Annotated in this window: 21 protein-coding genes; 5 read left to right on the top strand and 16 right to left on the bottom strand. The window is 64.0% G+C overall.

Features of this window, described 5'->3' with window-relative positions; all coding sequences use genetic code 11:
- Positions 1–16 precede the first annotated feature (16 nt).
- Complete coding sequence (locus BSG19_RS05650; protein ID WP_092985811.1) at positions 17–829, top strand: class II glutamine amidotransferase; 813 nt, start codon at positions 17–19, stop codon at positions 827–829.
- Here the strand turns inward: BSG19_RS05650 and coaBC are convergent.
- From coaBC to ubiE, 7 genes are all read right to left on the bottom strand, one after another.
- Positions 815–2,098, bottom strand: a complete 1,284-nt coding sequence (coaBC, locus tag BSG19_RS05645; protein ID WP_092985809.1) for a bifunctional phosphopantothenoylcysteine decarboxylase/phosphopantothenate--cysteine ligase CoaBC — start codon at positions 2,096–2,098, stop codon at positions 815–817. The two genes, BSG19_RS05650 and coaBC, sit on opposite strands and share 15 nt — an antisense overlap.
- 100 nt (positions 2,099–2,198) lie before the next feature.
- Complete coding sequence (locus BSG19_RS05640; RefSeq protein ID WP_092987214.1) at positions 2,199–4,730, bottom strand: HWE histidine kinase domain-containing protein; 2,532 nt, start codon at positions 4,728–4,730, stop codon at positions 2,199–2,201.
- A 40-nt stretch (positions 4,731–4,770) separates the two neighbouring features.
- Positions 4,771–5,340 (bottom strand): biliverdin-producing heme oxygenase, encoded by a 570-nt coding sequence (locus tag BSG19_RS05635; RefSeq protein ID WP_092985807.1) that lies wholly within the window; start codon positions 5,338–5,340, stop codon positions 4,771–4,773.
- Positions 5,341–5,437: 97 nt separating this feature from the next.
- The gene (locus tag BSG19_RS05630) at positions 5,438–7,384 is read right to left on the bottom strand and encodes a MacB family efflux pump subunit (RefSeq protein ID WP_092987211.1); all 1,947 of its coding nucleotides are present in this window, start codon (positions 7,382–7,384) and stop codon (positions 5,438–5,440) included.
- A 21-nt stretch (positions 7,385–7,405) separates the two neighbouring features.
- A complete protein-coding gene (locus tag BSG19_RS05625; protein WP_092985805.1) occupies positions 7,406–8,668 on the bottom strand; it encodes an efflux RND transporter periplasmic adaptor subunit in 1,263 nt (420 codons plus the stop codon).
- A gap of 133 nt (positions 8,669–8,801) precedes the next feature.
- On the bottom strand, positions 8,802–10,376 hold the full coding sequence (gene ubiB, locus BSG19_RS05620; RefSeq protein ID WP_092985803.1) for a 2-polyprenylphenol 6-hydroxylase: 1,575 nt from the start codon (positions 10,374–10,376) through the stop codon (positions 8,802–8,804).
- Positions 10,377–10,431: 55 nt separating this feature from the next.
- Complete coding sequence (gene ubiE, locus BSG19_RS05615; RefSeq protein WP_092987209.1) at positions 10,432–11,208, bottom strand: bifunctional demethylmenaquinone methyltransferase/2-methoxy-6-polyprenyl-1,4-benzoquinol methylase UbiE; 777 nt, start codon at positions 11,206–11,208, stop codon at positions 10,432–10,434.
- Between the two features lie 196 nt (positions 11,209–11,404).
- On the opposite strand from ubiE, the gene mutM reads away from it, so the two are divergent.
- The 3 genes from mutM (at position 11,405) to dnaA (ending at position 15,310) form a co-directional block, all read left to right on the top strand.
- Positions 11,405–12,301: a bifunctional DNA-formamidopyrimidine glycosylase/DNA-(apurinic or apyrimidinic site) lyase gene (mutM, locus tag BSG19_RS05610; RefSeq protein WP_092985801.1), complete on the top strand. Its 897-nt coding sequence runs from the start codon at positions 11,405–11,407 to the stop codon at positions 12,299–12,301.
- A gap of 201 nt (positions 12,302–12,502) precedes the next feature.
- Complete coding sequence (gene rpsT / locus BSG19_RS05605; RefSeq protein ID WP_062471541.1) at positions 12,503–12,769, top strand: 30S ribosomal protein S20; 267 nt, start codon at positions 12,503–12,505, stop codon at positions 12,767–12,769.
- 1,092 nt (positions 12,770–13,861) lie between these two features.
- Positions 13,862–15,310 carry a chromosomal replication initiator protein DnaA gene (gene dnaA, locus BSG19_RS05600; RefSeq protein ID WP_244529112.1) on the top strand — a complete coding sequence of 483 codons (1,449 nt, stop codon included), beginning with the start codon at positions 13,862–13,864 and terminating at the stop codon, positions 15,308–15,310.
- 75 nt (positions 15,311–15,385) lie between these two features.
- Here the strand turns inward: dnaA and BSG19_RS05595 are convergent, their stop codons facing one another.
- Positions 15,386–16,804 carry a leucyl aminopeptidase family protein gene (locus BSG19_RS05595; protein WP_092985797.1) on the bottom strand — a complete coding sequence of 473 codons (1,419 nt, stop codon included), beginning with the start codon at positions 16,802–16,804 and terminating at the stop codon, positions 15,386–15,388.
- Between the two features lie 177 nt (positions 16,805–16,981).
- Here BSG19_RS05595 and BSG19_RS05590 point away from each other — a divergent pair, with 177 nt between their 5' ends.
- The gene (locus BSG19_RS05590; RefSeq protein ID WP_092985795.1) at positions 16,982–17,848 is read left to right on the top strand and encodes a tetratricopeptide repeat protein; all 867 of its coding nucleotides are present in this window, start codon (positions 16,982–16,984) and stop codon (positions 17,846–17,848) included.
- A 32-nt stretch (positions 17,849–17,880) separates the two neighbouring features.
- Here BSG19_RS05590 and BSG19_RS05585 read toward each other — a convergent pair whose 3' ends face one another.
- From BSG19_RS05585 to BSG19_RS05550, 8 genes are all read right to left on the bottom strand, one after another.
- Complete coding sequence (locus tag BSG19_RS05585) at positions 17,881–18,849, bottom strand: type II secretion system F family protein (RefSeq protein WP_092985793.1); 969 nt, start codon at positions 18,847–18,849, stop codon at positions 17,881–17,883.
- A 12-nt stretch (positions 18,850–18,861) separates the two neighbouring features.
- Entirely contained in the window at positions 18,862–19,872 is a 1,011-nt protein-coding gene (locus BSG19_RS05580; RefSeq protein ID WP_092985791.1) for a type II secretion system F family protein, read from the bottom strand.
- A 4-nt stretch (positions 19,873–19,876) separates the two neighbouring features.
- A complete protein-coding gene (locus BSG19_RS05575; RefSeq protein WP_092985789.1) occupies positions 19,877–21,337 on the bottom strand; it encodes a TadA family conjugal transfer-associated ATPase in 1,461 nt (486 codons plus the stop codon).
- A 45-nt stretch (positions 21,338–21,382) separates the two neighbouring features.
- On the bottom strand, positions 21,383–22,672 hold the full coding sequence (locus BSG19_RS05570; RefSeq protein WP_092985787.1) for a CpaE/TadZ family protein: 1,290 nt from the start codon (positions 22,670–22,672) through the stop codon (positions 21,383–21,385).
- A gap of 27 nt (positions 22,673–22,699) precedes the next feature.
- Positions 22,700–23,386, bottom strand: a complete 687-nt coding sequence (locus BSG19_RS05565) for a CpaD family pilus assembly protein (RefSeq protein ID WP_170865904.1) — start codon at positions 23,384–23,386, stop codon at positions 22,700–22,702.
- Positions 23,387–23,443: 57 nt separating this feature from the next.
- Positions 23,444–24,991, bottom strand: coding sequence for a type II and III secretion system protein family protein (locus BSG19_RS05560; protein WP_092985783.1), 1,548 nt, complete (start codon positions 24,989–24,991; stop codon positions 23,444–23,446).
- A gap of 23 nt (positions 24,992–25,014) precedes the next feature.
- A complete protein-coding gene (gene cpaB, locus BSG19_RS05555) occupies positions 25,015–25,827 on the bottom strand; it encodes a Flp pilus assembly protein CpaB (RefSeq protein ID WP_092985781.1) in 813 nt (270 codons plus the stop codon).
- Positions 25,828–25,967: 140 nt separating this feature from the next.
- Positions 25,968–26,480: an A24 family peptidase gene (locus tag BSG19_RS05550; RefSeq protein ID WP_092985780.1), complete on the bottom strand. Its 513-nt coding sequence runs from the start codon at positions 26,478–26,480 to the stop codon at positions 25,968–25,970.
- Positions 26,481–26,507 lie beyond the last annotated feature (27 nt).

Genomic DNA, 26,507 nt, shown 5'->3' with positions numbered 1-26,507 from the left:
AAGGAGTTTCAGCAGCATGTGCCGATGGGCAGCCTATCGCGGAGAGCCGATCTATCTGGAGGACCTCGTGTCCTCGCCAGCGCACTCCCTGATCGAGCAGTCGCACTGCGCCACGCGGGCAAAGACCGCCACGAATGGCGACGGGTTCGGCATTGCCTGGTATGGCGATCATCCGGAGCCTGGCCGCTACCGCGACATTCTGCCGGCGTGGTCGGACTGCAATCTGAAGAGCATTGCCCGCCAGATCCGCTCGCCCCTGTTCCTCGCTCATGTTCGCGCGGCGACCGGCGGCGGCACGCGGCGCGACAATTGTCATCCCTTCGTCCATGGTCGCTGGTCCTTCATGCACAATGGCCAGATCGGCGGCTTCGAGCACCTTCGCCGGCCGATGGAGGCGATGCTCGACGACGCGCTCTACACGGCGCGCACCGGCACGACGGACAGCGAACTCCTGTTCCTGATGGCCTTGCAATTCGGCCTCGACCGCGATCCGCTGGGCGCGATGGCCGAGACGCTGTCCTTCATCGAACGGCTGGCGAGCCACATGAAGCACGAGGTTCTCGTGCGCTTCACCGCTGCCTTCTCCGACGGTGTCGATCTCTACGCCGTGCGCTACGCGTCCGACCAGTTCGCGCCCACGCTCTATGCGGCACCCATGGGGCCGCAGGGCGGATATTGCCTCGTTTCCGAGCCGCTCAACGACGACGACGATGCCTGGGTGGAGATCCCCGACGGGACGGCCGTCGTCATCGGCGAGAACGGCATCGACATGCGGATCTTCCATCTCGACGAGGAAATCGAGGCCAGGCGCGCCTTACGTCAGCCGTGAGGCGATCAGCGCCGCCAGTCTTTCGGCCACATCGTCCTTGTCGAGTTCCGGCCAGCTTTCCTCGCTGTCGCGACCGATGACGGTCACGCGGTTGCGCGTGCCCCCCATGACGCCGCCGCTCACGCCGCTTCCTGTGGAAACATCGTTCGCGACGATGAAATCAGCACCCTTGCGGGCGAGCTTCACGCGACCATTCGCCACCGTATCGTCCGTTTCCGCGGCAAAGCCGACGACGAGCTTCGGGCGCCGGGCGTGATGCCCGATGGTCTTGAGGATATCGGGATTCTCCGTCAGCTGCAGCGGCGGCGGAGCTTCCCCCGGCGCCTTCTTGATCTTGCCCCCCGACACATCGGCCACCCGCCAGTCGGCGACGGCTGCGACCATCACGGCGATATCGGCAGGCAAGGCGGCGAGCGCCGCGTCCCGCATCTCGACAGCCGTCTCCACGCGAACGACCGTAACGCCTTGCGGATCGGCAAGCGTGACGGGGCCGGAGACGAGCGTCACGTCCGCGCCGAGCCGCGCAAGTGCCGCCGCGATGGCATGGCCCTGCCGTCCCGAGGACCGGTTGGCGATGTAGCGAACCGGATCGATCGGCTCATGGGTCGGGCCGGAGGTAACGATGGCGCGGCGTCCCGAAAGGGGCCCGCTCGACGGGGTTTGCAGCCGCGGCGCGCCCAGGCGCTCCTCCACAGCGGTGACAATCTCAAGCGGCTCGGCCATGCGCCCCTCGCCACGCTCGCCGCTCTCGGCCATCTCACCAAGGCCCGGACCAACGAAACCGATACCGTCGCCTGCAAGGGTCGCGCGGTTGCGGCGGGTGGCGGGGTGCGACCACATCTTCGGGTTCATCGCCGGCGCCAGAAGCACCGGCCTGTCGGTGGCGAGCAGAATGGTTGAGGCGAGATCGTCCGTCAGCCCCTGCGCCATCTTCGCCATGATATTGGCCGTCGCCGGCGCGACGAGCACGAGATCGCATTCCCGCGCCAGCCGGATATGGCCGACATCCTGCTCGTCCTCGCGGGAGAAAAGCTCGGTGAAGACCTTGTCCGCCGCCAGCGCGCCGACGGCGAGCGGCGTGATGAAGGCCTGCGCACCCGCCGTCATGACCGGCCGCACGCTTGCGCCCCGCTCGCGCAGCCGGCGGATCAGGTCGAGGCTCTTATAGGCCGCGATGCCGCCGGAGATGATGAGGAGAATGCGCTTGCCCGACAGGCTGCGGGGCGATGTCTCTGGCAATGTCTCGGACGGGGACTTGGATACAGGCATGAAACCACCGCAACGGCATGATCGATGCCGGACCCTAGCGCATGCGGCAACGATCCGGAATGCTGTCTCGGTCAATTCCCCGGAGACGCAATAACGCTGTCTACGACTTCAGCAGCGTGCCCATGGTGCGCACCAGAGCATCGCGCTCGTAGGGCTTTCGCACCACCGGCACATCGGCAAAGCCGCTGGGGATGGGCGACATGTTGCCGTAGCCGGTGGCAAACAGGAAAGGAATATCCCGCCGCGCAAGCTCGACGGCGACCTCGATGGACGTGCCGGTGCCGAGATTGACGTCGAGGATCGCCACATCCGGCTTGAAGGTGGCGAGCTTTGCCAGCGCCTCGTCGGCCGAAGCGGCCGTCAGGACCTTCTGGATGCCGTGATCGGACAGCATGCCTTCGACATCCATGGCGATCAGCATCTGATCCTCCACGAGAAGCACGCGCAGCTCCGGATCGAGATCGGCGCCCGCTGCGGACGCATCCGGCCCGGCCGCGATGTTGCGATCCTCGCCCTGATCCGACAGCGAAACATGCTTGGCAGGCAGCACGAAATCCGCTTCCACCCCGCCCGGCGCATAGGTCACGGCGCTGCGCCCATCGAGGTCGTAGGGAACGCTGCGATCGATCAGCGCGCTGCCGAAGCCGGTGCGGGTCGGCGGGAGAACCGTGGGTCCGCCGCTTTCGCGCCATGCGATCTCGCAATCGCCACCTTCCGTCAGCCGCCAGCTGACCGACAGCGCTCCACCCGGACGCGACAGGGCGCCGTACTTGGCGGCATTGGTCGACAACTCGTGCAGCACCAGCGCCATGACGGAGAAGGCGCGCGAGTTGAGCAGCACGGGCGGGCCCGCAAGGGCGATCACGTTGGCGGTGTTACGATAGGGACCGAGCTCCGCGTCGAGCAGATCCGACAGCATGCCGCCGCCATCGCCGCGCACGACCTGATCATGCGCAAAGGACAGAGCCTGAATACGGCCCTTCAGCGAGGTTACGTATTCGGTCAGGCTGCGGCCGTCGCCGACCGGCTGGCTGACGAGCGACTTGATCAGAGCGAGGATGTTCTTGACCCGGTGATTCAGTTCCTCGTTCAGCATGCGCTGGCGAACGTCGGCGCGACTGCGCTCCTCGGCCATCAGCTCGCTGTGCCGCAGGCCGATTTCCACGAGGGCTGCCCGCGTGACCTCGGCGATCTCCCGATCCGCCTCTGTCCATGGCTGGGCCTGAAGCTGCACCGTTTCCTTCCAGATCGCAAAGCTCTTGCGGGGGGTGAGCCGTTCGCCGAAGGGGCCGCTCTCATAGGACTTGTTGGGATCGCCGCCCCAGTTCAGCGTCTGCACGAATTCCTTGCGGAAGAAGAACAAATAGTCGCGATGCAGCTGGGTCAGCGGCACGGCCAGCACGCCCGCCGCCTGTTCGCGGAAGCTTTCGGCCTCCGGCAGGCGCTGCGCCATGGCATGGGTCGCCCAGACCTGACCTGCCACGACGGACCCCATGAGCCGGAGGATGGCCGGCACCGCGCTGGCGGGCGGTGCGGACCCGAAGGTCGTCCACGTCCCGTTCATCCAGAGCCCGATGCCGTCACAGGCCATGAGCGAGGTGAAATGCGCGAGATGGTCGCGCAGAAGCTCGCCCATGTCGGCATGGTGCGAGGCCATGCGCAGGAAGCGGTCGAGCGAGGCGCGGGCGCGATTGGCGGTAACGAGCCGCTGCTTCTGCTTCAGCGCATGGAGATGGAGAGAGAAGAACTCGCCGAACATTTCGGCCGCCACGCGCTGCGCCATGGGCAGGATGCGCGGCTGGTAGTGATGGCAGGCGATGAGACCCCAGAGCTTACCGTCGACGATGATGGAGATCGACATGGAGGCGGCCACGCCCATATTGCGCAGATACTCGCAATGAATGGGCGAGACACTGCGCAGATGCGCGAGCGACATGTCCAGCGCTTCGCCGGAGACGTCGATTTCCGGAACCAGTGCAATACGGGTGCCGCTGGCATCGCCGATGATGCGGATGGTGTTCTGCAGGTAGAGAGCACGCGCCTGCTGGGGTATATCGCTTGCCGGGAAATACTGCCCGAGAAAGCTTTCGAGGTCGCCGCGCTTGGCTTCGGTCACCACCTTGCCGGCGCCGTCCTGCTCAAAGGCGTAGATCATCACGCGGTCGTAGCCGAGCATGCCGCGGATGAGGCGGGCCGACTGGCGCAGCAGCTGGTCGACATCGTCGATATCGGTGATGCGACCGATCAGCGTGCGCGCCAGTTGCAGCGGTTGCCCGTCCGTCGCCGGCTCGAACTCGATGATGACGGTCGCCTTGTTGAGGTGAATGGAAACGTCGTAAGCGCCGTTCGCAAGCTTCAGCGCCGAGAGCAGTGCCGGCCGGCTGCCGTCGCGCAGGGCCGCCACGGCATTGCGCAAGGTATGCGTCGCCTCGTAGCCGATCAGGGCTTCCAGCGCCTGCCCGTTCACCTCGCCCTCAAGACCGAGCACATCCGGCGCATTGGCGGAATGCCGCAGCACCATGCCGGCACGGGCGTCGCAGGCGAGCAGGCATCCGTGAGACTGGATGCTGCCGGGAATATGGATCGGCTCACGATCGCAATTGGTCAGATCGATCGTATCGCCCGGCTTCATCATGCGGCTCGCCGGAAGCGTGTTCTGGACGTTCGCAAGGTCATTCGGCATGAGAAGCTCTCCGGAAGGCCGTTTCCGCGACCGTGAACGTGGCTCTGGATGCGCTTGCGACGCGATCGATCTCGATGGCGTCGGCCGATTCCAGGAGATGCAGGAAGCGCGACCAACGGTCGCTCTTTTCCGCCTGAGCCGCAAGATGCCGTGCACCGAAGTCCGACCGCAGCCCCAGCGCCTGGGCACGACGGTAAAGGAGCCGGGCACCGAGGGCCGAGCCTTCGAGAACGTAGAGCATGCCGAGCATGTCTTCCCGGGCGGCGCCTATCGGAGGGATGGCCATGGACACTGGCACCGCCTCGTCGTCGGTCATGTTCAGGTCGGCAAGGTCAGCCCGGATGAGCGCGCCGAAAGCCTGTTCCGACCAGAGGGAGAGATCGTCCGGCCAGGTCCGCCCTGCAAGAATCGTTTCCACGGGAATGCGAAAGGCGCTCATTCCACGCAGATAGATCTTGTAGGAAGATAGGCTGTCGAAGGCGCCGATCATGTCATCAAGCGCCGCATGGGCGTCAGCAGTGCTTTCGCGGAGGAAGGCTCGGCGCGACCGGTCGTGCATAGAGGAGTTCCGGAGATTCAACAAAAGAGGTTAGACACGGAGTAAGTATCGGAACGCGGTTCGGTTCCATTTCTGGCGGAATTTTTTGAAATGCCGCCTACGGCGCCGAGAGTGCGACGGCCGGCTGGAGGCGCGACGCGTTATGCGCCGGGAGATAGCCAAACACAAGACCGGTCACGAAGGCGCTGGCAAAGGCCAGCAGGACCGGCCCGGCGGAGAAACTGACGGGCACGCCGAACGCCTGCGCGACGGCCCCGATGGACAGGCCGAGACCGACGCCGATGAGGCCGCCCAGCGCCGAGACGACCAGCGCCTCGACGATGAACTGGGTGAGGATATCGCGGCCACGCGCGCCCGTCGCCATGCGGATGCCGATCTCGCGGGTGCGCTCGGTCACGCTGACCAGCATGATGTTCATGACGCCGATGCCGCCGACCAGCAGCGAGATCGCCGCAATGGAGCCGAGAAAGACCTTCAGGATATTAGAGGTCTCGGTGAAGGTCTCGCGGATCGCGGCGAGGTTGGCGATCTGGGTGTCCTGCCGCTGATGGCGCTCATCGAGCAGCGCCTGGATCTGGTCCTGCGTGATGTTGATGGCACTGTCGTCCTTCACCTGCACCGTGATCGAGCGCACGTTGCGCGCACCGAAGAGACGGAGATTGCCGGTCGAGAGCGGCACCAGCACCGTATCGTCCTGATCGTTGCCGCCGGCCGTTGCCCCCTTGGCGGCCATGACGCCGATGACCTGGAAGGGGATGTTCTTGATGAGAATATACTGTCCGAGCGGGTCCGAGCCATCCGGAAAGAGCGTCTCGGCCACCGTCTTGCCGAGCACGGCGACGGTCGCATAGCTGCGCATGTCCGCCGGCGCGATGAAGGCGCCTTCGGCGAGGCCCCATGTCTTCGCCTCGGGAAATTGCGGCACCGTGCCGTTGACCGTCGTCTGCGTATCCAGATTGCCGGCCCGCACGGTGAGCGTGCTCGACATTTCCGGCACGGCGAAGGAGATGTTGGGAAGCTCCAGGATAGCATCCGCATCGGCCGGCACGAGGGAAACGATGCTGCCCCCCTCCCCGCCGCGGAAGTTCGCCATGTTCGGCCGGATGACGAGCAGATCCGAGCCCATGGCGGCGATGCGACTGAGCACCTGATCCTGCGCGCCGGTGCCGATGGCGAGCATGGCGACGACCGAGCTGACGCCGATGACGATGCCGAGAAGCGTCAGCACGGTGCGGAAGAAATTCGCCCGGAGCGCCCGGAACGACATGCGCACGGCTTCGGCCACATCGGAAAACAAGGCCGCCTTGCCGGCCTGCGTCGCAAAGACACGCGGCGCGGGGCGCACCGGGCGTGTTATTCGGCGCGGCAGGCGGTCGGCCACGATCAGGCCGTCGCGGATCTCGATGACGCGGTCGGCGGATTCGGCCAGATCCGGCGCATGGGTGATGATGATGACGGTATGGCCGTCCTCGTTCATGCGCCGCAGCGTCGCCATCACGTCCTTGCCGCTCTGGCTGTCGAGCGCGCCGGTCGGCTCGTCGGCCAGAATGATCTGGCCGCCGTTCATGAGGGCGCGAGCGATGGACACGCGCTGCTGCTGGCCGCCCGAAAGCTGGCTCGGAAGGTGGTCCATGCGGTCGCCGAGCCGCAGGGCGCTAAGAAGCTCGCGAGAACGCGCCTCGCGCAATTTCGCGGAGACACCGGCATAGATCGCGGGAATCTCGACATTCTCGCGGGCCGTGGAGGTCGCGACGAGGTTGTAGCTCTGGAACACGAAGCCGAACATCTGGCGGCGGCGCTCGGCCAGCTGGTCGGCATCGAACCCCGCAACGTCCTCGCCATCCAGATGATAGGCGCCGCCCGTCGGCTGGTCGAGGCAGCCGAGAATGTTCATCAGCGTCGACTTGCCGGAGCCCGACTGGCCGACGATGGCGACGAATTCGCCGGGCTCGATGTCGAGCGAGACGCCGCGCAAGGCATCCACCGGCACGTCGCCGGTCATGAAGGTCTTGCGGATGTTCCTGAGCGAAATGAGGGGCGCCACGGCACGGGTCATGGGCGCGCCTCAGAACATCGGCGGCGGGCCGCCGCGTGTCCGGGTCGAAGCGCGCTGGGCATTGGAGGCACGACCTTCGGTGCCGGAGCCGACCACGACCTTGTCACCTTCGGAAAGGCCGCTGCGGATTTCCACGCGGACCCGGTTGCGGATGCCCGGCTCGACCGCGCGCACCTCCTGGCCGCCATTGCCCGTGACGACCGCGACCTCGGCCCGCTTGCCGCCGTCGCGCATGCGAAGGGCTGCGACCGGGATGGTCAGCACGTCGCTTGCCTGCGACTGCACGAAGAAAACCTGCGCCGTCATGTTCATCATCAGGCGGCGTTCTGGGTTGGGCACGTCGAACAGCGCGTAGTAGAGAACGACATTGTTCTTGGTCGAAGGTGTCGGCTTGATCTGCCGGAGCGTGCCGGCATAGCGCTCGCCCGGCTGGCCGAGCAGCGTGAAATAGGCCTTCATGCCGATCGTCAGCTTGCCGATGTCGGCTTCCGACACCTCCGCCTCGACCGTCATCGTGTCGAGATCGGCGACCGTGACGATGGTGGGCGCCGACTGGTTGGCGTTCAGCGTCTGGCCTTCCTTGGCGACTACATCGACGATGGTGCCGGCAAGCGGCGCGTAGATCTTGGTATAGCCGAGACTGATGCGGGCATCCTTCAGCGTCGCCTGCTGCTTGCGCACCTGCGCTTCGAGCGCAGCGACATTGGCCTCTGCCGTGGCAAGGGCTGCGACCGCCTCGTCAAGGGCGGACTGGGCGGCGCTGTTACCGGCGACCAGACTGCGCTGGCGGGTGAGGTTGGCGGCGCCGAGCACCACCTGCGCCTTCTTGTCGATCATCTGGGCATCGAGATTGGCAAGTTCCGCCTCGGCGATCTCGATCTGGGTCTCGATGGAGGCGCTGTCGATCTCCGCGATCAGCTGGCCCTGCGTGACCATGTCGCCGACATCGACCTTGAGGCTCTTCAGCTGGCCGGACACCTGCGCACCGACATCCACATCGCGAATGGGGCTGAGAAGCCCGGACGCCGTGACGCTGTTTTCGATATCGCCGCGCGTAACCGCTTCCGTGACCACGGCCTGTGTCACGTCAGCTGCGCGATAGGCTTTCCACCCGTACCAGCCACCGATGCCGACGATCGCGAGAAGGCCTGCAAGCAGGACCATGCGGCCCTTGCGACGACGCGGCCTCGCCTTCGGTGCCGTCTCGGGCTGGCCCTGCGGCAGGTTTTCGGGCGAGCGGGGCTCGACGATCTTGGGGTAGGCATCCGCCATTCAGGCCGGTCCTCTGGAACGTTTCTTCACCCTCCAGTTAAGCCTTGACGACGGTAAATTGAAGTCGTGCCGGATTACATCTCTGTCATGTAGCGGTCTCCCGTGCTCCGATACCCCGTCGGGAACAGCGAATTCACAGGATCTTGATGACGATGATCGCCAGCAGCATCGCGATGACCCAGAGCGCCGCGCGGCCGGAGCGGGTGTGACGCGCTTCGGCGCGCCCGATCGCCTCGGCCGTCGCCACGTCGAACTTCAGACCGTGCTCGGCCATTTCGGTCAGATCGCGCGAGAAGCGCTCGGTCTTCGCGACGATCTCCGGGGCCGCCTCCGCCAGACGCAAAGCGGCGTGCAGGCCGTCCTTGAGGTCGGTAACAACGCGTTTCGGGCCCAGATTGTCGCGAATCCACGCGCCGACCACGGGCTCGGACGCTTTCCACATGTTGAAGCGCGGGTTGAGCGAGCGGGAGACGCCCTCCACGACGACCATCGTCTTCTGCAGCATCACCAGTTCCGGGCGCGTTTCCATGTCGAAGAGTTCGGTGATCTCGAAGAGAAGCGTGAGAAGCTTGGCCATGGAGATCGTCTCCGCCGGCTGCCCATGGATCGGCTCGCCGATGGCGCGGATGGCCTGGGCGAAGCTCGCGACATCGTGATGGGAGGGCACGTAGCCTGCCTCGAAATGCACGTCCGCCACGCGGCGATAGTCGCGGGTGATGAAGCCGAACAGGATTTCGGCAAGGAACCGGCGCTCCTTCTTGCCAAGCCGCCCGACGATGCCGAAATCGACGGCGACGATCATGCCTTGCCGGTCAACCAGCAGATTGCCCTGATGCATGTCGGCATGGAAGAAGCCATCGCGCAGCGTGTGACGCAGAAAGGACTGGATCAGCGTCTCCGCCAGCCTGTTGAGGTCGTGACCGGCGGCGCGCAGGGCCTCGACATCGGCCATGCGGGTGCCGTCGATCCACTCCATCGTAACGACGTCGCGGCCCGTGCGCTCCCAATCGACGCGGGGTACGCGAAAGCCTTCGTCATTGGCGGTATTTTCGGCGATTTCGGACAGGGCCGCGGCTTCGAGCCGCAGGTCCATCTCGACCTTGGTCGTCTGCTCCAGCGTCTTCGTCACCTCCACCGGGCGCAGGCGCCGCGTGTGCGGCAGGAAACGCTCCTGCAGGCGGGCGACGAGATACATCGCCTCGAGATCATGGGCGAAGCGCTGGCGGATGCCGGGCCGGATCACCTTGATGGCCACCTTCTCCTCGCGTCCGTCGCGCATCACCCAGCCCGGATGGACCTGCGCGATGGAGGCGGCGGCAATCGGATCTTCGATGCGGCTGTAGAGATCCGCAACCGGACGTCCGAGAGACCCCTCGACGGCGGCATAGGCCTCGGTGACCGGGAAGGTCGACATGCGATCCTGAAGGAAAGCGAGGTCGGCTGCAAACTCCGCACCCACCACATCCGGGCGGGTGGCCAGGAACTGTCCGATCTTGACGTAGGACGGCCCGAGCCGGCCGATGGCCCGCGACAGGCGGTCGCTGCGCTCCTCGAACTGGGCGCGACGCCGCTCCAGAAGGCCCGCGGCCTTCTGGGCGAACCTTGCGAAGGGCGGCAGGTTCTCGGGCGGGATCGCCGTGACGACGCCCTCGCGGACGAGAACCCAGCCGATCCTGACGATGCGGAGATAGGTGGCGGGCGTGCTCATCGGTGCCGGGCGCTCCCCGGGAGACACGGCGCAAACAGGAGGCTGATCATGTGCTTCAGATCTTCCATCCGGAATGCAGCGCAGCGATGCCGCCGGTATAGTTGGTGTAGGTGACGCGCGAGAAGCCCGCCTTTTCGATCATCGTGGCGAAATCCTTCTGGTTCGGGAACTTCCGGATGGACTCGACCAGATACTGGTAGGGCTCGGCCTCGCCGGTGATCATCTTGCCAAAGCGCGGAATGGCGTTGAACGACCAGGCATCATAGACCTTGTCGAGCAGCGGCGTATCGACATCGGAGAATTCGAGCACCAGCAGCCTGCCGCCGCGCTTCAGCACGCGATAGGCTTCCGACAGAGCGACATCGATGCGCGGCACGTTGCGAATGCCGAAGGCGATCGTATAGGCGTCGAAACGGCCGTCCTCGAACGGCAGGCTCTCCGCATTGGCCTCGATGAATTCGAGATTGCCGGAGAGGCCCTTCTTGCGGGCGCGCTCGGCACCGACACCCAGCATGGAGCCGTTGATATCGAGCACGGTCGCCTGCGCCAGCCGGTCCGACGCCTCCACGATGCGGAAGGCGATGTCGCCCGTGCCGCCGGCGACGTCGAGGACCTTGTAATCGGCGCTGCGACGGGGATGGAGCGCGGCCACCATCGCATCCTTCCAGGCCCGGTGCATGCCCATCGACATCACGTCGTTCATGATATCGTAGCGCTTGGCGACCTTGTGGAACACATCGTTGACGAGGCCCTGCTTCTCGCCCTCGTTCACGCGGCGGAAGCCGTAGGACGTTTCCATGCCGCCCTCGGCGGAAACCCGTTCGTCCGTCATACCGTCCATCCCTTGTCCATTCCAAAGCTTCATCCGGACCGCGACAGCGATGAACCGCCGTCCTGCTATCCGCCAACCGGCACATAGGACGTTTGTCTCCATCCTGCCAGCCACCGATCCTGCGAGACCATAGCGAATCCGATCCCGTGACGCTATCTCTTGGGAAAGACTGCGCGCCGAGGAAGAAGGACTGCCCATGCCCGAACTGCCCGAGGTCGAAACGGTCCGTCGCGGCCTTGCGCCCGTGATGGAGGGAGCGCTGATTACCCGTGCGGAGGTTCGCCGGGCGGACCTGCGCTTTCCGTTTCCGGCCGATTTCGCGCGCCGCATCGAGAACCGGCGCATTCTCGCTCTGTCGCGTCGGGCGAAATATCTTCTGATCGAGCTCGACAATGACGATGTCGTCATCGCGCATCTCGGGATGTCCGGCTCGTTCCGCGTGGTGGAGGCGGCGACAGGGGACGCCGACACGCCGGGTGATTTTCATCATCCGAGGGGCAAGGACGAGCGGCACGACCATGTCGTCCTTCATCTTCTGGCGGATAAGGGGCCGGTGCAGGTGATCTACAACGATCCGCGCCGGTTCGGCTTCATGGATATCGGCCCGCGCGAGACGCTGGCTGCCCACGCCTTCTTCCGGCAGCTTGGCGAAGAGCCGACCGGAAACCGGCTCGATGCCGCCTATCTCGCCAGCCGCTTTGCCGGCAAGGCGCAGCCGTTGAAATCGACGCTGCTCGACCAGAGGGTGATTGCCGGTCTCGGCAATATCTATGTCTGCGAGGCGCTCTGGCGGGCGCGGCTGTCGCCGCTGAAGGCGTCGGGAAAGCTGGTGGATGCCAAGGGGCGGCCGCGTGCGCCGCTCGTCGTGCTGACGGAGGCGATCCGCGCCGTCATTGCCGATGCGATCGCGGCTGGCGGGTCGTCGCTGCGCGACCATATCCAGACGGACGGATCGCTCGGCTACTTCCAGCACACCTTCGCCGTCTACGACCGGGAGGGCAAAGCCTGTGCACGACCGGGCTGCGGCGGCACGATCGCCCGGATCACGCAGGCAGGACGCTCGACATTCCACTGCGCTTCGTGTCAGGTATAGCGGCAACCCGGCATATCCGCTGCCGACGCCGCTTGAAATAGCGCGTTGACGAAATGGGCGTTTGCGTCTATACGGCGCCCACAGTTTGGGAAGCCACGTTGCAGGTTTCTCGCTATTGCCTCCGAAGAGCTTGGATGACAGGTCGCAGTGACCCGACACGGCGAGGCGGAGGTGCTTGTCAGAATCTGAAGAGAGAAACCCATGGCCAATACAACTTCGGCGAAAAAAGCGACCCGCAAGATCGCGCGTCGCACCGAGATCAACAAGTCGCGCCGCTCGCGCGTTCGCAACTTCCTCCGCAAGGTCGAAGAAGCCATCGCGTCCGGCGACCAGGCCGTTGCACAGGAAGCCCTGCGCGTTGCACAGCCCGAGCTGATGCGCGCTGCCAGCAAGGGCGTCGTGCATGCCAACACGGCATCGCGCAAGGTTTCGCGCCTGGCCAGCCGCGTCAACGCACTGTCGGCTTAAGCTTCGTCATTTCATCTGCTGAGAGAGCGGCCCGGTCATCGACCGGGCCCTTTCGATTCGTACGCCGGCTTTTCCGGCCAGTCATGGCTCGTGACGACTTCATGTCATGCATGTGACCAGATATTCCCCATATTAACAACGGCTTGCGAAACTTTGTGACGGGATGGCCTCATATAAGCCGCCGCCTTCACGACGAATCTGAGTCAAGCGATTTTTTATTTTTCTTGCTTTTCGGGCCGGCTTTGAACGCCTCGAAAACAAAGCCTTTGATTCGACTGCGATTCTCAAAAGGCGGCTTCGGGCAGTTGCAAAACGCTGCTTGAGAGTCAACGGGCAAGGCCTCCCAGGCCGTAAAAATGGCGATTGATCTTGGGTCATGATCCTGCCTAAATGCTTTCAGCAAGAGACGTGGGACAGCGAGTTTTCGATGTCGGCAACGGGCCCTGACAAGGACCCCTTCAGCCTCCACACGTCTTGAACTGGGGTGGACATCACAATTTTCCATCAGCTGAAGATCCGTCTCGCCTCGTCCGGTTTCACCGTTCGGGAACGAGAAACTACATCTTAAGGTTGAGGGCGATATTGAACCTCGGACGGCCCAGACAGGTCGTCAGTTGGCGGCGAAAGCCGTGGTGGGAGATCAAGCCCGGCGGATGCGCCGGAGGGAAGAGCTGATGCGAGACGCCTCGAACCTTCATCGGTCGCGAGGAAGAACCGCATAAGTCGAGACGGCGGCGATGTCTTGCATGGCGGAAACGACATGCGGCGCGCTGGAGCGGTCCCACGGCAAGCGGGGACCCGAATGGCGCAAGGTCGAACAGGCCGGCGCCGGACGGGTTTGACGGCGGGACCTGAGCGAGCGGGAAACGAGGATCCCGGCCGTTCGAACAAGACCATGGTGATGCCGCGTTGCAGCGGCACATCCGACACGACACGAGACTGCCGGTGACGGACGCCGGAATCGGGACAGACATTGGAAGGCGGCACATGCTTGGAAATTCGGTGACCTCGGGGCGCACATTCGTCGGTGGCGAACATGCTCGGCCGATCAAGAGCGGGCAGATTGAACAGACGACAGGAGAGCAGGCTATCATGACCCAGAGCGCACTTTTCGATCGGGTCAGCGCTCTTCTCAAGGCACAGGTCGGTCCTGACGTCTTTGCAAGCTGGTTCGGCCGGTTGAAGCTGCACTCGATGTCCAAGAGCGTCGTGCGCCTCTCCGTGCCCACAACCTTCCTGAAATCGTGGATCAACAATCGTTACCTCGACCAGATCACCACGCTTTTCCAGCAGGAAGACGCCGAGATCCTCAAGGTCGAGATCGTGGTGCGCAGCGCCATGCGCGGCACCCGTGCACCGAGCGAAGCCGACGTCACCGTCGGGGAAGCGGCAACATCCACGCCGGCCTCCTCCGCTCGCAAGAGCGCCGTCCAGAGCATCGGACAGCAGGCAACGGCCGCGCTGCCGGCTGCCGCAAAGCTTCCCGTCGCCACGCCACTCTTCGGTTCGCCGCTCGATCCGCGCTACAGCTTTGCAAGCTTCGTCGAGGGCTCTTCCAACCGCGTCGCGCTTGCTGCCGCCAAGACGATCGCGGAGGCCGGCGCTGGCGCCGTGCGGTTCAATCCGCTTTTCATTCATTCCTCCGTGGGCCTCGGCAAGACGCATCTTCTGCAAGCCATCGCCATCGCCGCGATCCAGAGCCCGCGCGCCTCGCGCGTCGTCTATCTCACGGCCGAATATTTCATGTGGCGCTTTGCCACCGCCATCCGCGACAACGACGCCCTGTCGCTGAAGGAAACGCTGCGCAATATCGACCTGCTCGTCATCGACGACATGCAGTTTCTGCAGGGCAAGTCGATCCAGCACGAGTTCTGCCATCTGCTGAACATGCTGCTCGACAGCGCCAAGCAGGTCGTCGTGGCTGCCGACCGCGCGCCGTGGGAGCTGGAATCTCTCGATCCGCGCGTCCGCTCGCGCCTGCAGGGCGGCGTCGCCATCGAGATGGACGGTCCCGACTATGAAATGCGGCTGGAAATCCTCAAGCGGCGTCTCGATGTTGCGCGCGAGGAAGACCCGTCGCTCAACATTCCCGCCGATATCCTTAGCCATGTCGCCCGCAGCATCACGGCCAGCGGCCGCGAGCTGGAAGGCGCGTTCAACCAGCTCCTGTTCCGCATGTCGTTCGAGCCACAGCTGTCCATCGAGCGCGTCGACGAACTGCTCGGCCACCTCGTCAATGCCGGAGAGCCGCGCCGCGTACGGATCGAGGACATCCAGCGCGTCGTCGCCAAGCATTACAACGTTTCCCGACAGGAGCTTGTCTCCAACCGGCGCACCCGCGTCATCGTCAAGCCGCGTCAGATCGCCATGTATCTGGCCAAGACGCTGACCCCCCGCTCCTTCCCGGAGATCGGCCGGCGCTTTGGCGGGCGCGATCACACGACCGTGCTGCACGCGGTTCGCAAGATCGAGGACCTGATCTCGGGCGACACCAAGCTCAGCCACGAGATCGAGCTTCTGAAGCGCCTGATCAACGAATAGGATAGGCTGTTCTTCTGGAAAACGTTCAAGGCGTCGGAGCCATCCGGCGCCTTTTTTCATTGCGTGGCCAACCTTTCAAAGGCCCCGTGAGATGAGCTCGTAGAGCGCACGGATGCCTTGCGCCTCGCCGCCGACCGGTGCGTGCGGGCGCTCGCTCGGGTTCCAGCCATAGACATCCAGATGAACCCAGCCGCTGGTGTCGGCGACGAAACGCTTGAGGAACAGGGCAGCGGTGATCGCGCCCGCCATACCGCCGGACGGAGCGTTTGTGAGGTCGGCGATGCGTGCCGTCACATCCTTCTCGTATCCCTTGAAGAGCGGCAGCCGCCACAAGGGATCATGCGTCGCGACGCTGGCGCGGGAGAGATCGGCGGCCAGCGTCTCGTCATCGGTGAAGAATGGCGGAAGATCGGGTCCGAGGGCCACGCGTGCCGCACCCGTCAGGGTCGCCATGTCGATCAACAGGTCGCTCCCGCTTTCGCCGGCATAAGCGAGCGCATCGGCGAGAATCAGCCGGCCCTCGGCGTCCGTATTGTCGATCTGAACCGTCAGCCCCTTGCGCGAGCGGTAGATGTCGCCCGGGCGGAACGCATTGCCGGCTATGGAATTTTCGACGACCGGCACCAGCACTCTGAGCGAGACGTCGAGACCGGCATCCATGATCATCAGGGCCAGCCCCATGACGTTGGCAGCGCCGCCCATGTCCTTCTTCATCAGCAGCATGGATGCTGCCGGCTTGATATCGAGGCCGCCCGTGTCGAAGCAGACGCCCTTGCCGACGAGGGTGATACGTCTGGCGCCCGAGCCCCAGCGCATTTCCAAGAGGCGCGGTGCCTGCTCGGCAGCGCGTCCGACCGTGTGGATCAGGGGGAAATTCTGCGTCAGAAGGTCATCGCCGAGAATCGTCGTGACCGTCGCGCCGTAATGCAGGCCAAGCGCCCGGAAAGCTGCTTCCAGCGCATCCGGTCCGAGATCGTTGGTCGGCGTGTTGATCAGGTCACGGGCAAGCGTGATACCGGCCATCGTGCGCTCAAGCGCGGCGCGGTCGATGTCATTGCCGAGATCGAGGAGCGGCCGTTCGCCCGTTTTCGGCTTGTAACGGTCGAACCTGTAGGCCCCGAGTGCAAAGCCAAGGGCTGCCTGTTCGGCCGGCAGGTTGCCGGAGACGATTTTCCAGGAGCCGGGCGGCAGCGCGCGGGCGAGCTTGCCAGTGGCAAACGGTGCATCGAGCGGCTGGTTGCCAAGTCCGAAGAGTGCGCCCCCGAGACCGTCCGCCGCGCCGGTGCTCCCCCGTTTCGACGGCGCGAGAAGGAGCGCCCCGCTCTCGGCGGTAAAGCCGGCCTGCCGCGCCCAGTTCCGCATGAAGGGATCGAGCGCCTCGTCCATGAGATCGGCGGGCGTCAGGGCATGAACCGGCAAGACTTCCCCCGTGGAATGCGGCCCCTCCTCCGGCAAGAAGGGTGACGGACGATCGTGAAGGAAAAAGGGGGGCATGGGATCTCCTGACGGCTATAGGCGGCGGCTGGCGGCCCTTCGCGCCGCAGCAGCGGAGCGGTTGGGCTTACGCAATTAACACTCTGTTAGGGTTAACAGAATATTGATGATGGCACGATTTGCGCCGTGAAAGTTGATGCGTGCCGGTGCTTCCCCCTTTTGTCCGGGAGCTTTGCCATGGCGGCACAACGTTACCAGCCTCATCCGCGGCGCGCGTTTCGCGCATCTCTTCGACTGTCCCTGTCCGCACTCGTGGTTTCCGGCCTTCTCGCTGGCTGCGCATCCCCGCGCAAGGAGCTCACCACCGGCTCGATTCCCACAGGGTCATCGGCCGGTTCGGCTTCCCTCAATGCCGCATCCATGAATGCGGGACAGCTGAATGCCGCCGCGCAGAGCCTCGGAAAAGCTTATGAGAAAAACCCCAGGGATCGCGCGGTTGGCCTGAACTATGCCAACGTGCTGCGCATGACCGGCCGCAACGATCAGGCGCTGGCGGTGATGCAGCAGGTGGCGATCCAGTATCCGGCAGACCGGGAGGTGCTTGCCGCCTATGGCAAGTCGCAGGCGGCAGCCGGCCAGCTCGATCAGGCGCTCGTGACGGTCGGCCGCGCGCAGACGCCGGACCGGCCGGACTGGAAGCTGAAATCGGCGGAAGGCGCCATTCTCGACCAGCTCGGTCGTTCGCCGGAGGCCCGCCAGCGTTACCGCGAAGCTCTCGATATCCAGCCGAACGAACCCTCGGTCCTCTCCAATCTCGGCATGTCCTATCTCCTGTCCAAGGATCTGAAGACGGCTGAGGCCTATCTGCGCAAGGCGACCGAACAGCCCGGCGCCGATAGCGGCGTCCGCCAGAACCTCGCGCTCGCCATCGGCCTGCAGGGACGCTTCCCGGAAGCCGAAGCCATCGCCCGTCAGGAGCTTTCCCCCCAACAGGCCGAAGCGAACGTCGCCTATCTCCGCTCGATCCTGTCGCAACAGAACGCGTGGCAGAAGCTCGCCAAGGATGGCAAGCCCGCCAAGGCGACGGATACCGGAACGAACTGAGCTGAGCGTCCCTGACGCAAAAGGCGCTGCGCCTACATGCGGTCGGCGACCTGAATGCCGGCAGGGCCGAGGATGACGGCGATGAGAACAGGCAGGAAGAACAGGATCATCGGAACGGTCAGTTTCGGCGGCAGGGCGGCCGCCTTCTTCTCGGCCTGGTTCATGCGCTGGTCGCGGCTTTCCTGCGCCAGAACGCGCAGCGCCTGGGCAATCGGCGTTCCGTATCGGTCTGCCTGAATGAGCGCCTGCGTTACCGCCTTCACATCCTCGATGCCGGTTCGCAGGCCGAGATTTTCAAGCGCGACACGGCGGTCGGGCAGGAAGGACAGCTCCGCCGTCGTCAGCACCATCTCCTCTGCAAGGGCCGGCGACTGCCCGGTGATCTCGTCGGCGACGCGGCGCATGCCCAGTTCCATGGAGATACCCGATTCCACGCAGATGAGCAGAAGGTCCAGCGCATCCGGCCAAGCGCGGCGGATGGACGACTGGCGTTTGCCGATCGCGTTGCTGATGATGATGTTGGGCAGGTAGAAGCCGATATAGGCCGCGACAATGACACCGAAGAGACGCATCGTAAACGGCCTGTCGGCAAACGCGCCGATGCCGAAAACATAGATGGCGGCAAGTGACAGGAAGACGAATGGCAGGACGAAGCGCGCGAAGAGGAAGATGTTGAGCGCGTTCTGCGACCGGTAGCCGGCCATCTTCAGCCGGTTGACCGTCTTGTCGTCCACCAGCGCCTTGCGCAGGTTCAACCGCTCGACGACCTGCAACACGGAGGTGTTGTTCTTCGCCCGCAGCGAGGCACGCCCTGTCATCTCGTTGTTCAGCCGCGCCCGCTCGCGCGCGCGGATCTGTTCGCGCTCCGAAGCGACGGATTTCATCCGCTTCTGCAGATCGTCGCCTTCCAGAAAGGGGGCTGCCAGCGTGTAGATCGTGGCCATGACGGCGATGGAAACGAGGACCGCCACGATGGTCGCCGGTGTGAGTAAGCCCAACATGACGCGAAACCCCTACATATCGAAGTTGATCATCTGCCGCATGACGAAGATGCCCATGCTCATCCAGATGGCCGAGATACCCATGATCAGGTGACCGCGCGGATCTCTGAAAAGGACCATGATGTATTCGGGCGAACTGAGGTAGACGAGCAGCGCGACGATGAAGGGCAGCGCCCCGATGATGCAGGCCGAGGCCTTGGCTTCCATCGACAGGGCCTGAACCTTCGCCTTCATCTTGCGGCGTTCGCGCAGCACCTTGGCAAGGTTGCTCAAGGCCTCCGACAGGTTGCCACCCGCCTGCCCCTGAATGGTGATGACGACCGAGAAGAAGTTGACCTCCTGCAACGGCACCGTCTGGATCATCCGCGCGCAGGCCTCCGGCACGGTCATGCCGACACCCTGCGCATCGATGACGCGGCGGAACTCGGTCTTGACAGGCTCCTGCCCGTCGGTGGCGATGAGGCGGATCGCGTCGCTGAGCGGCAGGCCCGACTTGATGGAGCGCACCATGACCTCGAGGGAATTCGGAAACTCCTCGATGAACTTCTTGCAGCGCCGGCCGACCAGATAACCGACGATCCAGCGGGGCAGACCGAGCGCGGCAAAGATCATCACGCCCGCCGCGATCAGGAGCGACCCGCCGACGATCAGCGTCACGAGGAACGCGAAGAAACCGAGAATGCCGCTGAAGACGTAGAACTGCGTGATCGAGATCGACAGGCCTGCCTGGGTCAGGCGCACCTTGACGGGCGGCTTGGCGCGCTCCGATTTTTCCTTCTGTTTCTTCTGCAGGTCCTTCAGCGAATCCTGAACCGACTTCCGGCGCTTGGAGAGCTCGTTCATGCGGTCGCGCGCGGCCCTGATGTTGACGCGGTCCGTCTCGGCCGACTTGATCTTGCGAAAACGGACATCCACTTTCTTCTCGTCCTGGATGCGCGAGAACAGCAAGGCATAGCCGAGGCCTGCCGTGGAGATGGCGGCGAGAACGGCGATGGCAATGATCAGGGGATCGAGACCGAACATCGCGCTACTCCTTGTTCAGGGTGTCGAGCGTGGCGGCGAGACGCTTGTCTTCGTTGAAATAGCGGGCGCGGTCCCAGAAATGCGGGCGGCCGATGCCCGAGCCCTTGTGGCGACCGACGATCTTGCCGACGGCGTCCTCGCCCTCGATCTCGTAGCGCATCAGGTCCTGCGTGATGATCACGTCGCCTTCCATGCCCACGACTTCGGTGATGTGGGTGATGCGGCGCGAGCCGTCGCGCAGGCGTGCGGCCTGGATGATGATGTCGACCGAGCCGGAGATGATTTCGCGCACGGTCTTGGCGGGCAGCGTGTAGCCGCCCATGGCGATCATAGATTCCATCCGGGCCAGGCATTCGCGCGGCGTGTTGGCGTGGATCGTGCCCATGGAGCCATCATGGCCGGTGTTCATGGCCTGCAGGAGGTCGAACACTTCCGCGCCACGGACTTCGCCGACGATGATGCGTTCCGGCCGCATGCGCAGGCAGTTCTTGATGAGATCGCGCATGGTGATCTCGCCCTCGCCCTCGATATTGGGCGGGCGGGTTTCGAGGCGCACCACATGCGGCTGCTGCAGCTGAAGCTCGGCGGTATCTTCGCAGGTGATGACGCGCTCGTTGGCATCGATATAGGCGGTGAGGCAATTGAGAAGCGTCGTCTTGCCGGAGCCCGTACCGCCGGAGATGACGACGTTGCAGCGGACGCGACCGATGATCTGGAGCAGGACCGCACCTTCCGGTGTGATCGCCCCGAAGCGCACGAGCTGGTCGAGCTTCAGCTTGTCCTTCTTGAACTTGCGGATGGTCAGCGCGGCGCCGTCGATGGCGAGCGGCGGCGCGATGACGTTGACGCGCGAGCCGTCGGGCAGGCGCGCGTCGCAGATGGGCGAGCTTTCATCGACGCGCCGGCCGACCTGGGAGACGATGCGCTGGCAGATCGACAGGAGCTGGGCATTGTCGCGGAAGCGGACGTCGCTTTCCAACGTCTTGCCATCGACTTCGATGAAGGTTTGCCCCGCGCCGTTGACCATGATGTCGGCGATATCGTCGCGGGCCAGCAAGGGCTCCAGCGGCCCGTAGCCGAGAACGTCGTTGCAGATATCCTCGAGCAGTTCCTCCTGCTCGGAGATCGACATGGCGAAGTTCTTGATCGTGATGATATCGTTGACGATATCCCGGATTTCTTCGCGTGCGCTTTCCGCATCGAGCTTGGCCAGCTGCGACAGGTCGATCGTATCGATCAGGGCGGAAAAGACCTGCGCCTTGGTGTCGTAGTAATCTTCGGTGCGGGGCGCGCGCTTGCGCGGGGCGGGCGGTGGCGGCTGACGAACGAGCGCGGCCGCATCGCGGGCGCTTTCCGCCAGAACGGGTGCGGCCGGCCGCTCCATGACGGCAGCAGCCGGCGAGGCCATGGCCGGCGGCGGGCTCGGCACCCGGCCCGTGCTGTCGTTTCCGCGTTTACCGAACATGGCTTACCACCTGTTTCCGTCTCATCGTCGCGTCCCTTCTCCGGCTCAGTTGCGGCCGAGAAGACCGAGCACCATGCCGAGCCCTGCCTTCTTGGGCTTCTTCGCCGTCACCCGGCCCGTCAGCAGATGCGCCAGCTGGGAGAAGATTTCGGTCGTCGGGGCCTTTTTGTCGGTTTCGCCGATCATGCGCCCGCTGTTTGCCGCCGTGCCGAACAGTGCGGCATCGAAGGGAATGATCGCAGCGGCCTCGACTTCCAGCGATTCGCAGAAGTCGGCGACGGAAATCTCGGGCCGCTTCGGCATGCCGACCTGATTGAGAACGAGATGCGGCGCCTTGTCGTTCGGGCGCAGCTTGCGGATGCTGTCGAAAAGGTTCTTGGCGTTGCGAAGATTGGCAAGGTCGGGAACGGCGGTGATGACGAGCTCGTCCGCCTCGCCGACGATGTTGCGCGTCCACTCGTTCCACGTATGCGGCACATCGAGGACGGAGACGGGCGCGTTGCGCTGAAGAATTTCGGCAAGCGCCTGAAAGGCGTTTCCGTCGAAATCATAGGCGCGGTCGAGCATGGACGGCGCTGCAAGCAGCGAGAGATGTTCGGAGCATTTCGTCAGAAGCCGGTCGAGGAAGACCTCATCGAGACGTTCCGGCGAAAAGACGGCCTCTGCCACGCCCTGCGGCGGGTCCTGGTCGAAATTGATGTTGGCCGTGCCATAGGGCAGATCGAGATCGGCAAGCACCGTCTCGGTCGCAAAAAGATGGGAAATGCCCCAGGCGCAATTGTGCGCCAGCGTGGAAGAGCCGACACCGCCCTTGGCGCCGATGAAGGCGATGTTGCGGCCGAGCGGTTCGGCCTCGGGATCGACGAAGATCGAGGAGATCGCGCCCATCAGGTCCGCCATGGCGACCGGCGCCACCATATATTCGGAGATGCCGTTGCGGATCAGCTCGCGATAGAGGCCGATATCGTTGTAGCGGCCGATGAGGATGACCTTGGTGCTGGGATCGCAGACCTGCGCGAGCGGCGCGAGCTCCTGCATGAGAACGCCCGGCTCGGACGACGTCTCGAGTATGATGAGGTTCGGCGTCGGCATCGTGGAGAACATGTTTGCGGCCGTTGCCACATTGCCGCTGTTGATGCGGAAGCCGACCTTTGCCATGCGCCGGTCCTGCCCGCAGCGCTCCAGGCTGTGCTGCACGGCCTCCGTTTCGCAGAAGGCGTGGATGGAGATACGGGGCAGCGGACGCAGGTGCTCGATATCCTGAGGCAGGACGACTTCGGCCGGTGCAGCCGCTTCGCCGCTCAGGCTCTCGATCTTGTAATCAATGGCGCTCATGTGGTGCCCCGCGACGCGTCAGCTGCGTCAGTTGGTCGTGATGGAGATCGTGGTGTCCGGGCTTGAACTGAGGCCCCTGTAGTCGTCGATGACCTGACCGCGTCTCGCCGCATCGATCGGCGATTGCGCCTGGGGACCCAGCAGATCGGTAGGATTGGCGATCTGGGCGGCAAGGTTCGACTGGCTGGCGCAGCCGAAATTGCTCCAGTTGCGGTTCTGCGTCGTGTTGCTGACGAGATCCTCAGGCCAGGACCCGCAAGGCCCGGTCGACGCGGTGATAGCGGTGAAGCTCAGGCGAACCGGTGCCGCATCGCCGCTGCCGGCTGCATCGTAACGCGTTTCGAGAAGCCGGTTTGCTGGAACGCCGGTCTGCACCAGGATCGCACGGATATCCCGGCGCACGGCTTCGACCGCGGCGCCGTTGCGGGAGCCGCTCGGCAGCATGATCTGGACGACGCCGTTCGCCGAGCCGCGATAGGTCTGGGCAAAGCCCTTGATGACCTCGCGCGTGCCGACGGGAAGCCGGCGATCGCTGGAAGCGATGGGGATGTCGATCGCCCGCTCGCTCTCGCCGACGATAATCGGATGCCGGGTGCGGTAGTCATCAGGAATGGTGCCCGTCGACAGGTCGTCGCGCTTCGCGCAGGCCGCGAGACTTGCCGCAATGCCGAGGCTGAGGAGGGCGATACGGATGATGCGGGATGGGAACGGCATGGCCGAACGCCTTTCGGAATGGGGGAACGCGCGCAGTGATGTCATGTCCGTCCCCGCCTATTTGTAAATGAAGCCGACATTGCCGTGATACTGCCCGACCGGCTGGGCGCTGCGGTTGCCGTAGATGCGATTGACTTCGCCGAGGAAGAAACCGGGAAGATCGGCGGACGGGTTGAAGTTGTCGTCCGGCCGGGAAATCTGGTTGCGGGCGACGGGACGCACGAGATAGGGCGTGGCGATGATGACCAGTTCCGTTTCGTTGCGCTGGAAGTCGCGCGAGCGAAACAGCGTGCCGAAGATCGGGATCTTGGCGAAGCCCGGGACGCCGGAAATGGCCTGGCGGACGTTGTCCTGCACGAGGCCGCCGATGACGATCGAGCCACCGGAGGGAAGCTCGACACTGGTCGAGGCCTCGCGCTTGCGGATAGACATGTAGTTCTGGCCGGGAATTCCCTGATAGCTGCCGCTGACGACACTGCCTTCGAAGGTTGGCTCGGATACATTGGTTTCGATGTCGAGCGCAATCCGCCCGGGACCGAGAACGACCGGCTTGAAGTTCAGCTCGACACCGTACTCGACGGTTTCAACCTTCCGTTCCAGCACGGGTTTCTTCTCTCCTGTCGCCTCATCCTCTTCCTCGGTCACTTCCTGACCTGCCGGAAGGCGATAATTTCCTCCGACGAAGAACTTGGCGCTCTTTCCGGAAATGGCCGTCAGGCTTGGCTCGGCCAGCGTCCGCATGACGCCAGCCTGCTCCATCGCATTGATGTAACTGGCAAGCCCGATGGCGCCGTTAGCAATGCTGCCGGTGATGAGGGACGATGCAGGATTGATCGCATTGCCAAGATTGGCCGGATTCTGGAACGTGATCGCAGCATTCCTGCCGCTCACCGAACCCGAGAAGCCAAGCTGCTTGAGGATCTGGCGCGATACCTCGGCCACCGTCACTTTCAGCATCACCTGATCTTCACCGTCGATTGTCAGGAGATTGACAATCTTGGATTTCTGGCGGTCTTCGGCATAGATGTCGGCATCGCCGTTCGTGCCCTGCGCGGTGATGTTACGGGTCGTCGCCTCGCCGCCCTGGAGGAAGGCCTGCGCGAGTTCCACGACGCGTGTGGAGTCGAGCGGCGTGCGGACAGATCCGGTGAGCACGATGTTGTCCGACACGATCTCGACGTTGATATCGGAATCCGGCAAATAACGGCGGAGATTGGTCTGCAGCGTGGAGACGTCGCGCTCGATTTCGAGATCGAGGCTGACGATCTCCTCGCCGCCGGCGCCGAAGATGAAGATATTTGTCTGACCGACGGACTTGCCGAAGAGATAGATGCGGCGGGATGTGCGCGTGACCGCATCGGCAAGCGAGGGATCGGCGACGAGAATGTCGTGGGCGTCTGTCGGCAGGTCGATGACGACGGCCTTGTTGAGACCCAGCTTGATGGTCTTCTTGACGCCCGGGCCGCTATCGACGATGCGCACGAGGGCGCTGTCGGCGGCCTGTGCGGCACCTATAAAGCCCGGCAGAACCGGGACGGACGTTACAGTCAGCGCCACGGCAAGAACGCCGGCGAGCGGTGCGCCGACCTTTTTGCCGAACGTCATGCGAATCTTTCCTCGGCTGGCCATCATTGCATCGTTCCCGTCTTGGTCTCGCCGTCTGAAGAGACGATGGAGCCGGATTTGATCAGCTGCACGGCTGGACGGCTGCCACCGGAGAGCAGATAGTCGGCAGCGATCGTGTCGGACTCCTGCGCGTCGGCAACCGAGCGCAAAGCGAGGGACAGCCGATCGGCCATCTGCTGGGCGACGGCGAGGACCTTGGCCTGATCGGGCGTCAATTCGAGCGTCGCTGTGGTCCCTAGAACGGTCTTGGAGCCATCGTCCTTCTCCTCGATCTGCTGATCGACCGCGAGGATACGAACGTTGCTGAGCACGGTTTCCGTATTGAACGTCTTGCCCTCGCCCTTGCGGACCATGATCACATCGACGCGGTCGTTTGGCAGGATGAAGCCGCCGGCGCCGGTGGCGACGGTGATTTCGGTCGAGACCGCGCGTTTGCCGGCCGGCAGAATGGAGGACAGGATCTGGCCGGAGGCGTCGGCGATCTTTTCGGCACGGACCGGCTCGCCATTGAGAAGCGGCAGGCGGACGACGGAGCCCTGTAGCTGCGTGGCTGCATCAGGGCGAGCCTCGTCGGTGATGAAGCCATCGACGATACCGGCCTTCGGCCAGGCCATCCATCGGATGGCGTCGGCACTCAGGCGCGCGCCGACCGGCAGGCTTTTCGCCATGACGAGGACGTTGACGGTCGGTTCGTGCTCGATGACCGGCTCTGCCGTCTCGACGACGGTCGGTCCGGTAATGCTCATCGCCAGCAGGCCGGCAAGGCCGGCCGAAACGACCGCAACGGCCAAAATGAAAATGCGCGCCGGCTTCATCTATTGACCGAACCCTTCCTTGATCACGCTGGGATCACATGGGGGAAGGCTACGGCGTAAAGGTATAATTAAGGTTAACGAAAGCGAACCGGCTATGCTTAACAAAGCTTTAAGCTATGTTTTCGGGGAGCTCCGGCGCTTCAGCGAAGATGCGCGAGTGCAAGCTGCATCAGGGGGGATTCCGGAAAGGTAAGGAAGGCCCCGCAGCCGATGGCAACGCCATAGGGCACCTTCGAGCCGTGAAAGAGCTGAGCGGGAAGCGGGATGCGGTAGGCGAGGATGAAGTTCTCTTGAGCCCGCAAGACGAGAATTACGAGAACAAGCACGCCACCGAGGAAGGAAACGGCCACGAGGAAGGTGAGAAGGCTCATATTCCACCCGAACCAGACAGCGCTGGCCGTCAGGAGCTTGGCATCGCCGCCACCCATGATGTTCAAGGCAAACAATGCAAAGCAGATGGCGAAGACCGCAAGTCCAGCCGAGAGATGGAGGCCGATCTCGGTCATATCGAGGCCGGCCAGCGGCGCGACCACAATGAACGCGCCAAGGAGGATAGCGGAGACCCGATTAGGAATCGTCATAGAAAGAAAATCGGAGCAAGCGGCAATGGCTAGGCACAGAGGAAAAATAACAAAAATTGCAGCCTGAACCATAATGCCTCCCCGGAAACACGGCAATCC

The sequence above is a fragment of the Rhizobium sp. NFR03 genome, assembly GCF_900111275.1.
Taxonomy (GTDB): Bacteria; Pseudomonadota; Alphaproteobacteria; order Rhizobiales; family Rhizobiaceae; genus Ferranicluibacter.
Note: the sequence above shows the minus strand (reverse complement) of the source record. Positions and strands in the feature narration are given on the sequence as shown.

What these genes read in the sequence shown, in the direction of transcription:
- BSG19_RS05640 (WP_092987214.1), bottom strand. Translation starts at nt 4,730, where the DNA reads ATGAAGCCGGGCGATACGATCGATCTGACCAATTGCGATCGTGAGCCG.
- BSG19_RS05580 (WP_092985791.1), bottom strand. Translation starts at nt 19,872, where the DNA reads ATGTTCGGTCTCGATCCCCTGATCATTGCCATCGCCGTTCTCGCCGCC.
- BSG19_RS05585 (WP_092985793.1), bottom strand. Translation starts at nt 18,849, where the DNA reads ATGTTGGGCTTACTCACACCGGCGACCATCGTGGCGGTCCTCGTTTCC.
- BSG19_RS05575 (WP_092985789.1), bottom strand. Translation starts at nt 21,337, where the DNA reads ATGTTCGGTAAACGCGGAAACGACAGCACGGGCCGGGTGCCGAGCCCG.
- BSG19_RS05550 (WP_092985780.1), bottom strand. Translation starts at nt 26,480, where the DNA reads ATGGTTCAGGCTGCAATTTTTGTTATTTTTCCTCTGTGCCTAGCCATT.
- BSG19_RS05650 (WP_092985811.1), top strand. Translation starts at nt 17, where the DNA reads ATGTGCCGATGGGCAGCCTATCGCGGAGAGCCGATCTATCTGGAGGAC.
- BSG19_RS05635 (WP_092985807.1), bottom strand. Translation starts at nt 5,340, where the DNA reads ATGCACGACCGGTCGCGCCGAGCCTTCCTCCGCGAAAGCACTGCTGAC.
- BSG19_RS05565 (WP_170865904.1), bottom strand. Translation starts at nt 23,386, where the DNA reads ATGCCGTTCCCATCCCGCATCATCCGTATCGCCCTCCTCAGCCTCGGC.
- cpaB (WP_092985781.1), bottom strand. Translation starts at nt 25,827, where the DNA reads ATGAAGCCGGCGCGCATTTTCATTTTGGCCGTTGCGGTCGTTTCGGCC.
- ubiE (WP_092987209.1), bottom strand. Translation starts at nt 11,208, where the DNA reads ATGACGGACGAACGGGTTTCCGCCGAGGGCGGCATGGAAACGTCCTAC.
- mutM (WP_092985801.1), top strand. Translation starts at nt 11,405, where the DNA reads ATGCCCGAACTGCCCGAGGTCGAAACGGTCCGTCGCGGCCTTGCGCCC.
- BSG19_RS05595 (WP_092985797.1), bottom strand. Translation starts at nt 16,804, where the DNA reads ATGCCCCCCTTTTTCCTTCACGATCGTCCGTCACCCTTCTTGCCGGAG.
- BSG19_RS05570 (WP_092985787.1), bottom strand. Translation starts at nt 22,672, where the DNA reads ATGAGCGCCATTGATTACAAGATCGAGAGCCTGAGCGGCGAAGCGGCT.
- BSG19_RS05625 (WP_092985805.1), bottom strand. Translation starts at nt 8,668, where the DNA reads ATGGCGGATGCCTACCCCAAGATCGTCGAGCCCCGCTCGCCCGAAAAC.
- ubiB (WP_092985803.1), bottom strand. Translation starts at nt 10,376, where the DNA reads ATGAGCACGCCCGCCACCTATCTCCGCATCGTCAGGATCGGCTGGGTT.
- dnaA (WP_244529112.1), top strand. Translation starts at nt 13,862, where the DNA reads ATGACCCAGAGCGCACTTTTCGATCGGGTCAGCGCTCTTCTCAAGGCA.
- coaBC (WP_092985809.1), bottom strand. Translation starts at nt 2,098, where the DNA reads ATGCCTGTATCCAAGTCCCCGTCCGAGACATTGCCAGAGACATCGCCC.
- BSG19_RS05590 (WP_092985795.1), top strand. Translation starts at nt 16,982, where the DNA reads ATGGCGGCACAACGTTACCAGCCTCATCCGCGGCGCGCGTTTCGCGCA.
- rpsT (WP_062471541.1), top strand. Translation starts at nt 12,503, where the DNA reads ATGGCCAATACAACTTCGGCGAAAAAAGCGACCCGCAAGATCGCGCGT.
- BSG19_RS05560 (WP_092985783.1), bottom strand. Translation starts at nt 24,991, where the DNA reads ATGACGTTCGGCAAAAAGGTCGGCGCACCGCTCGCCGGCGTTCTTGCC.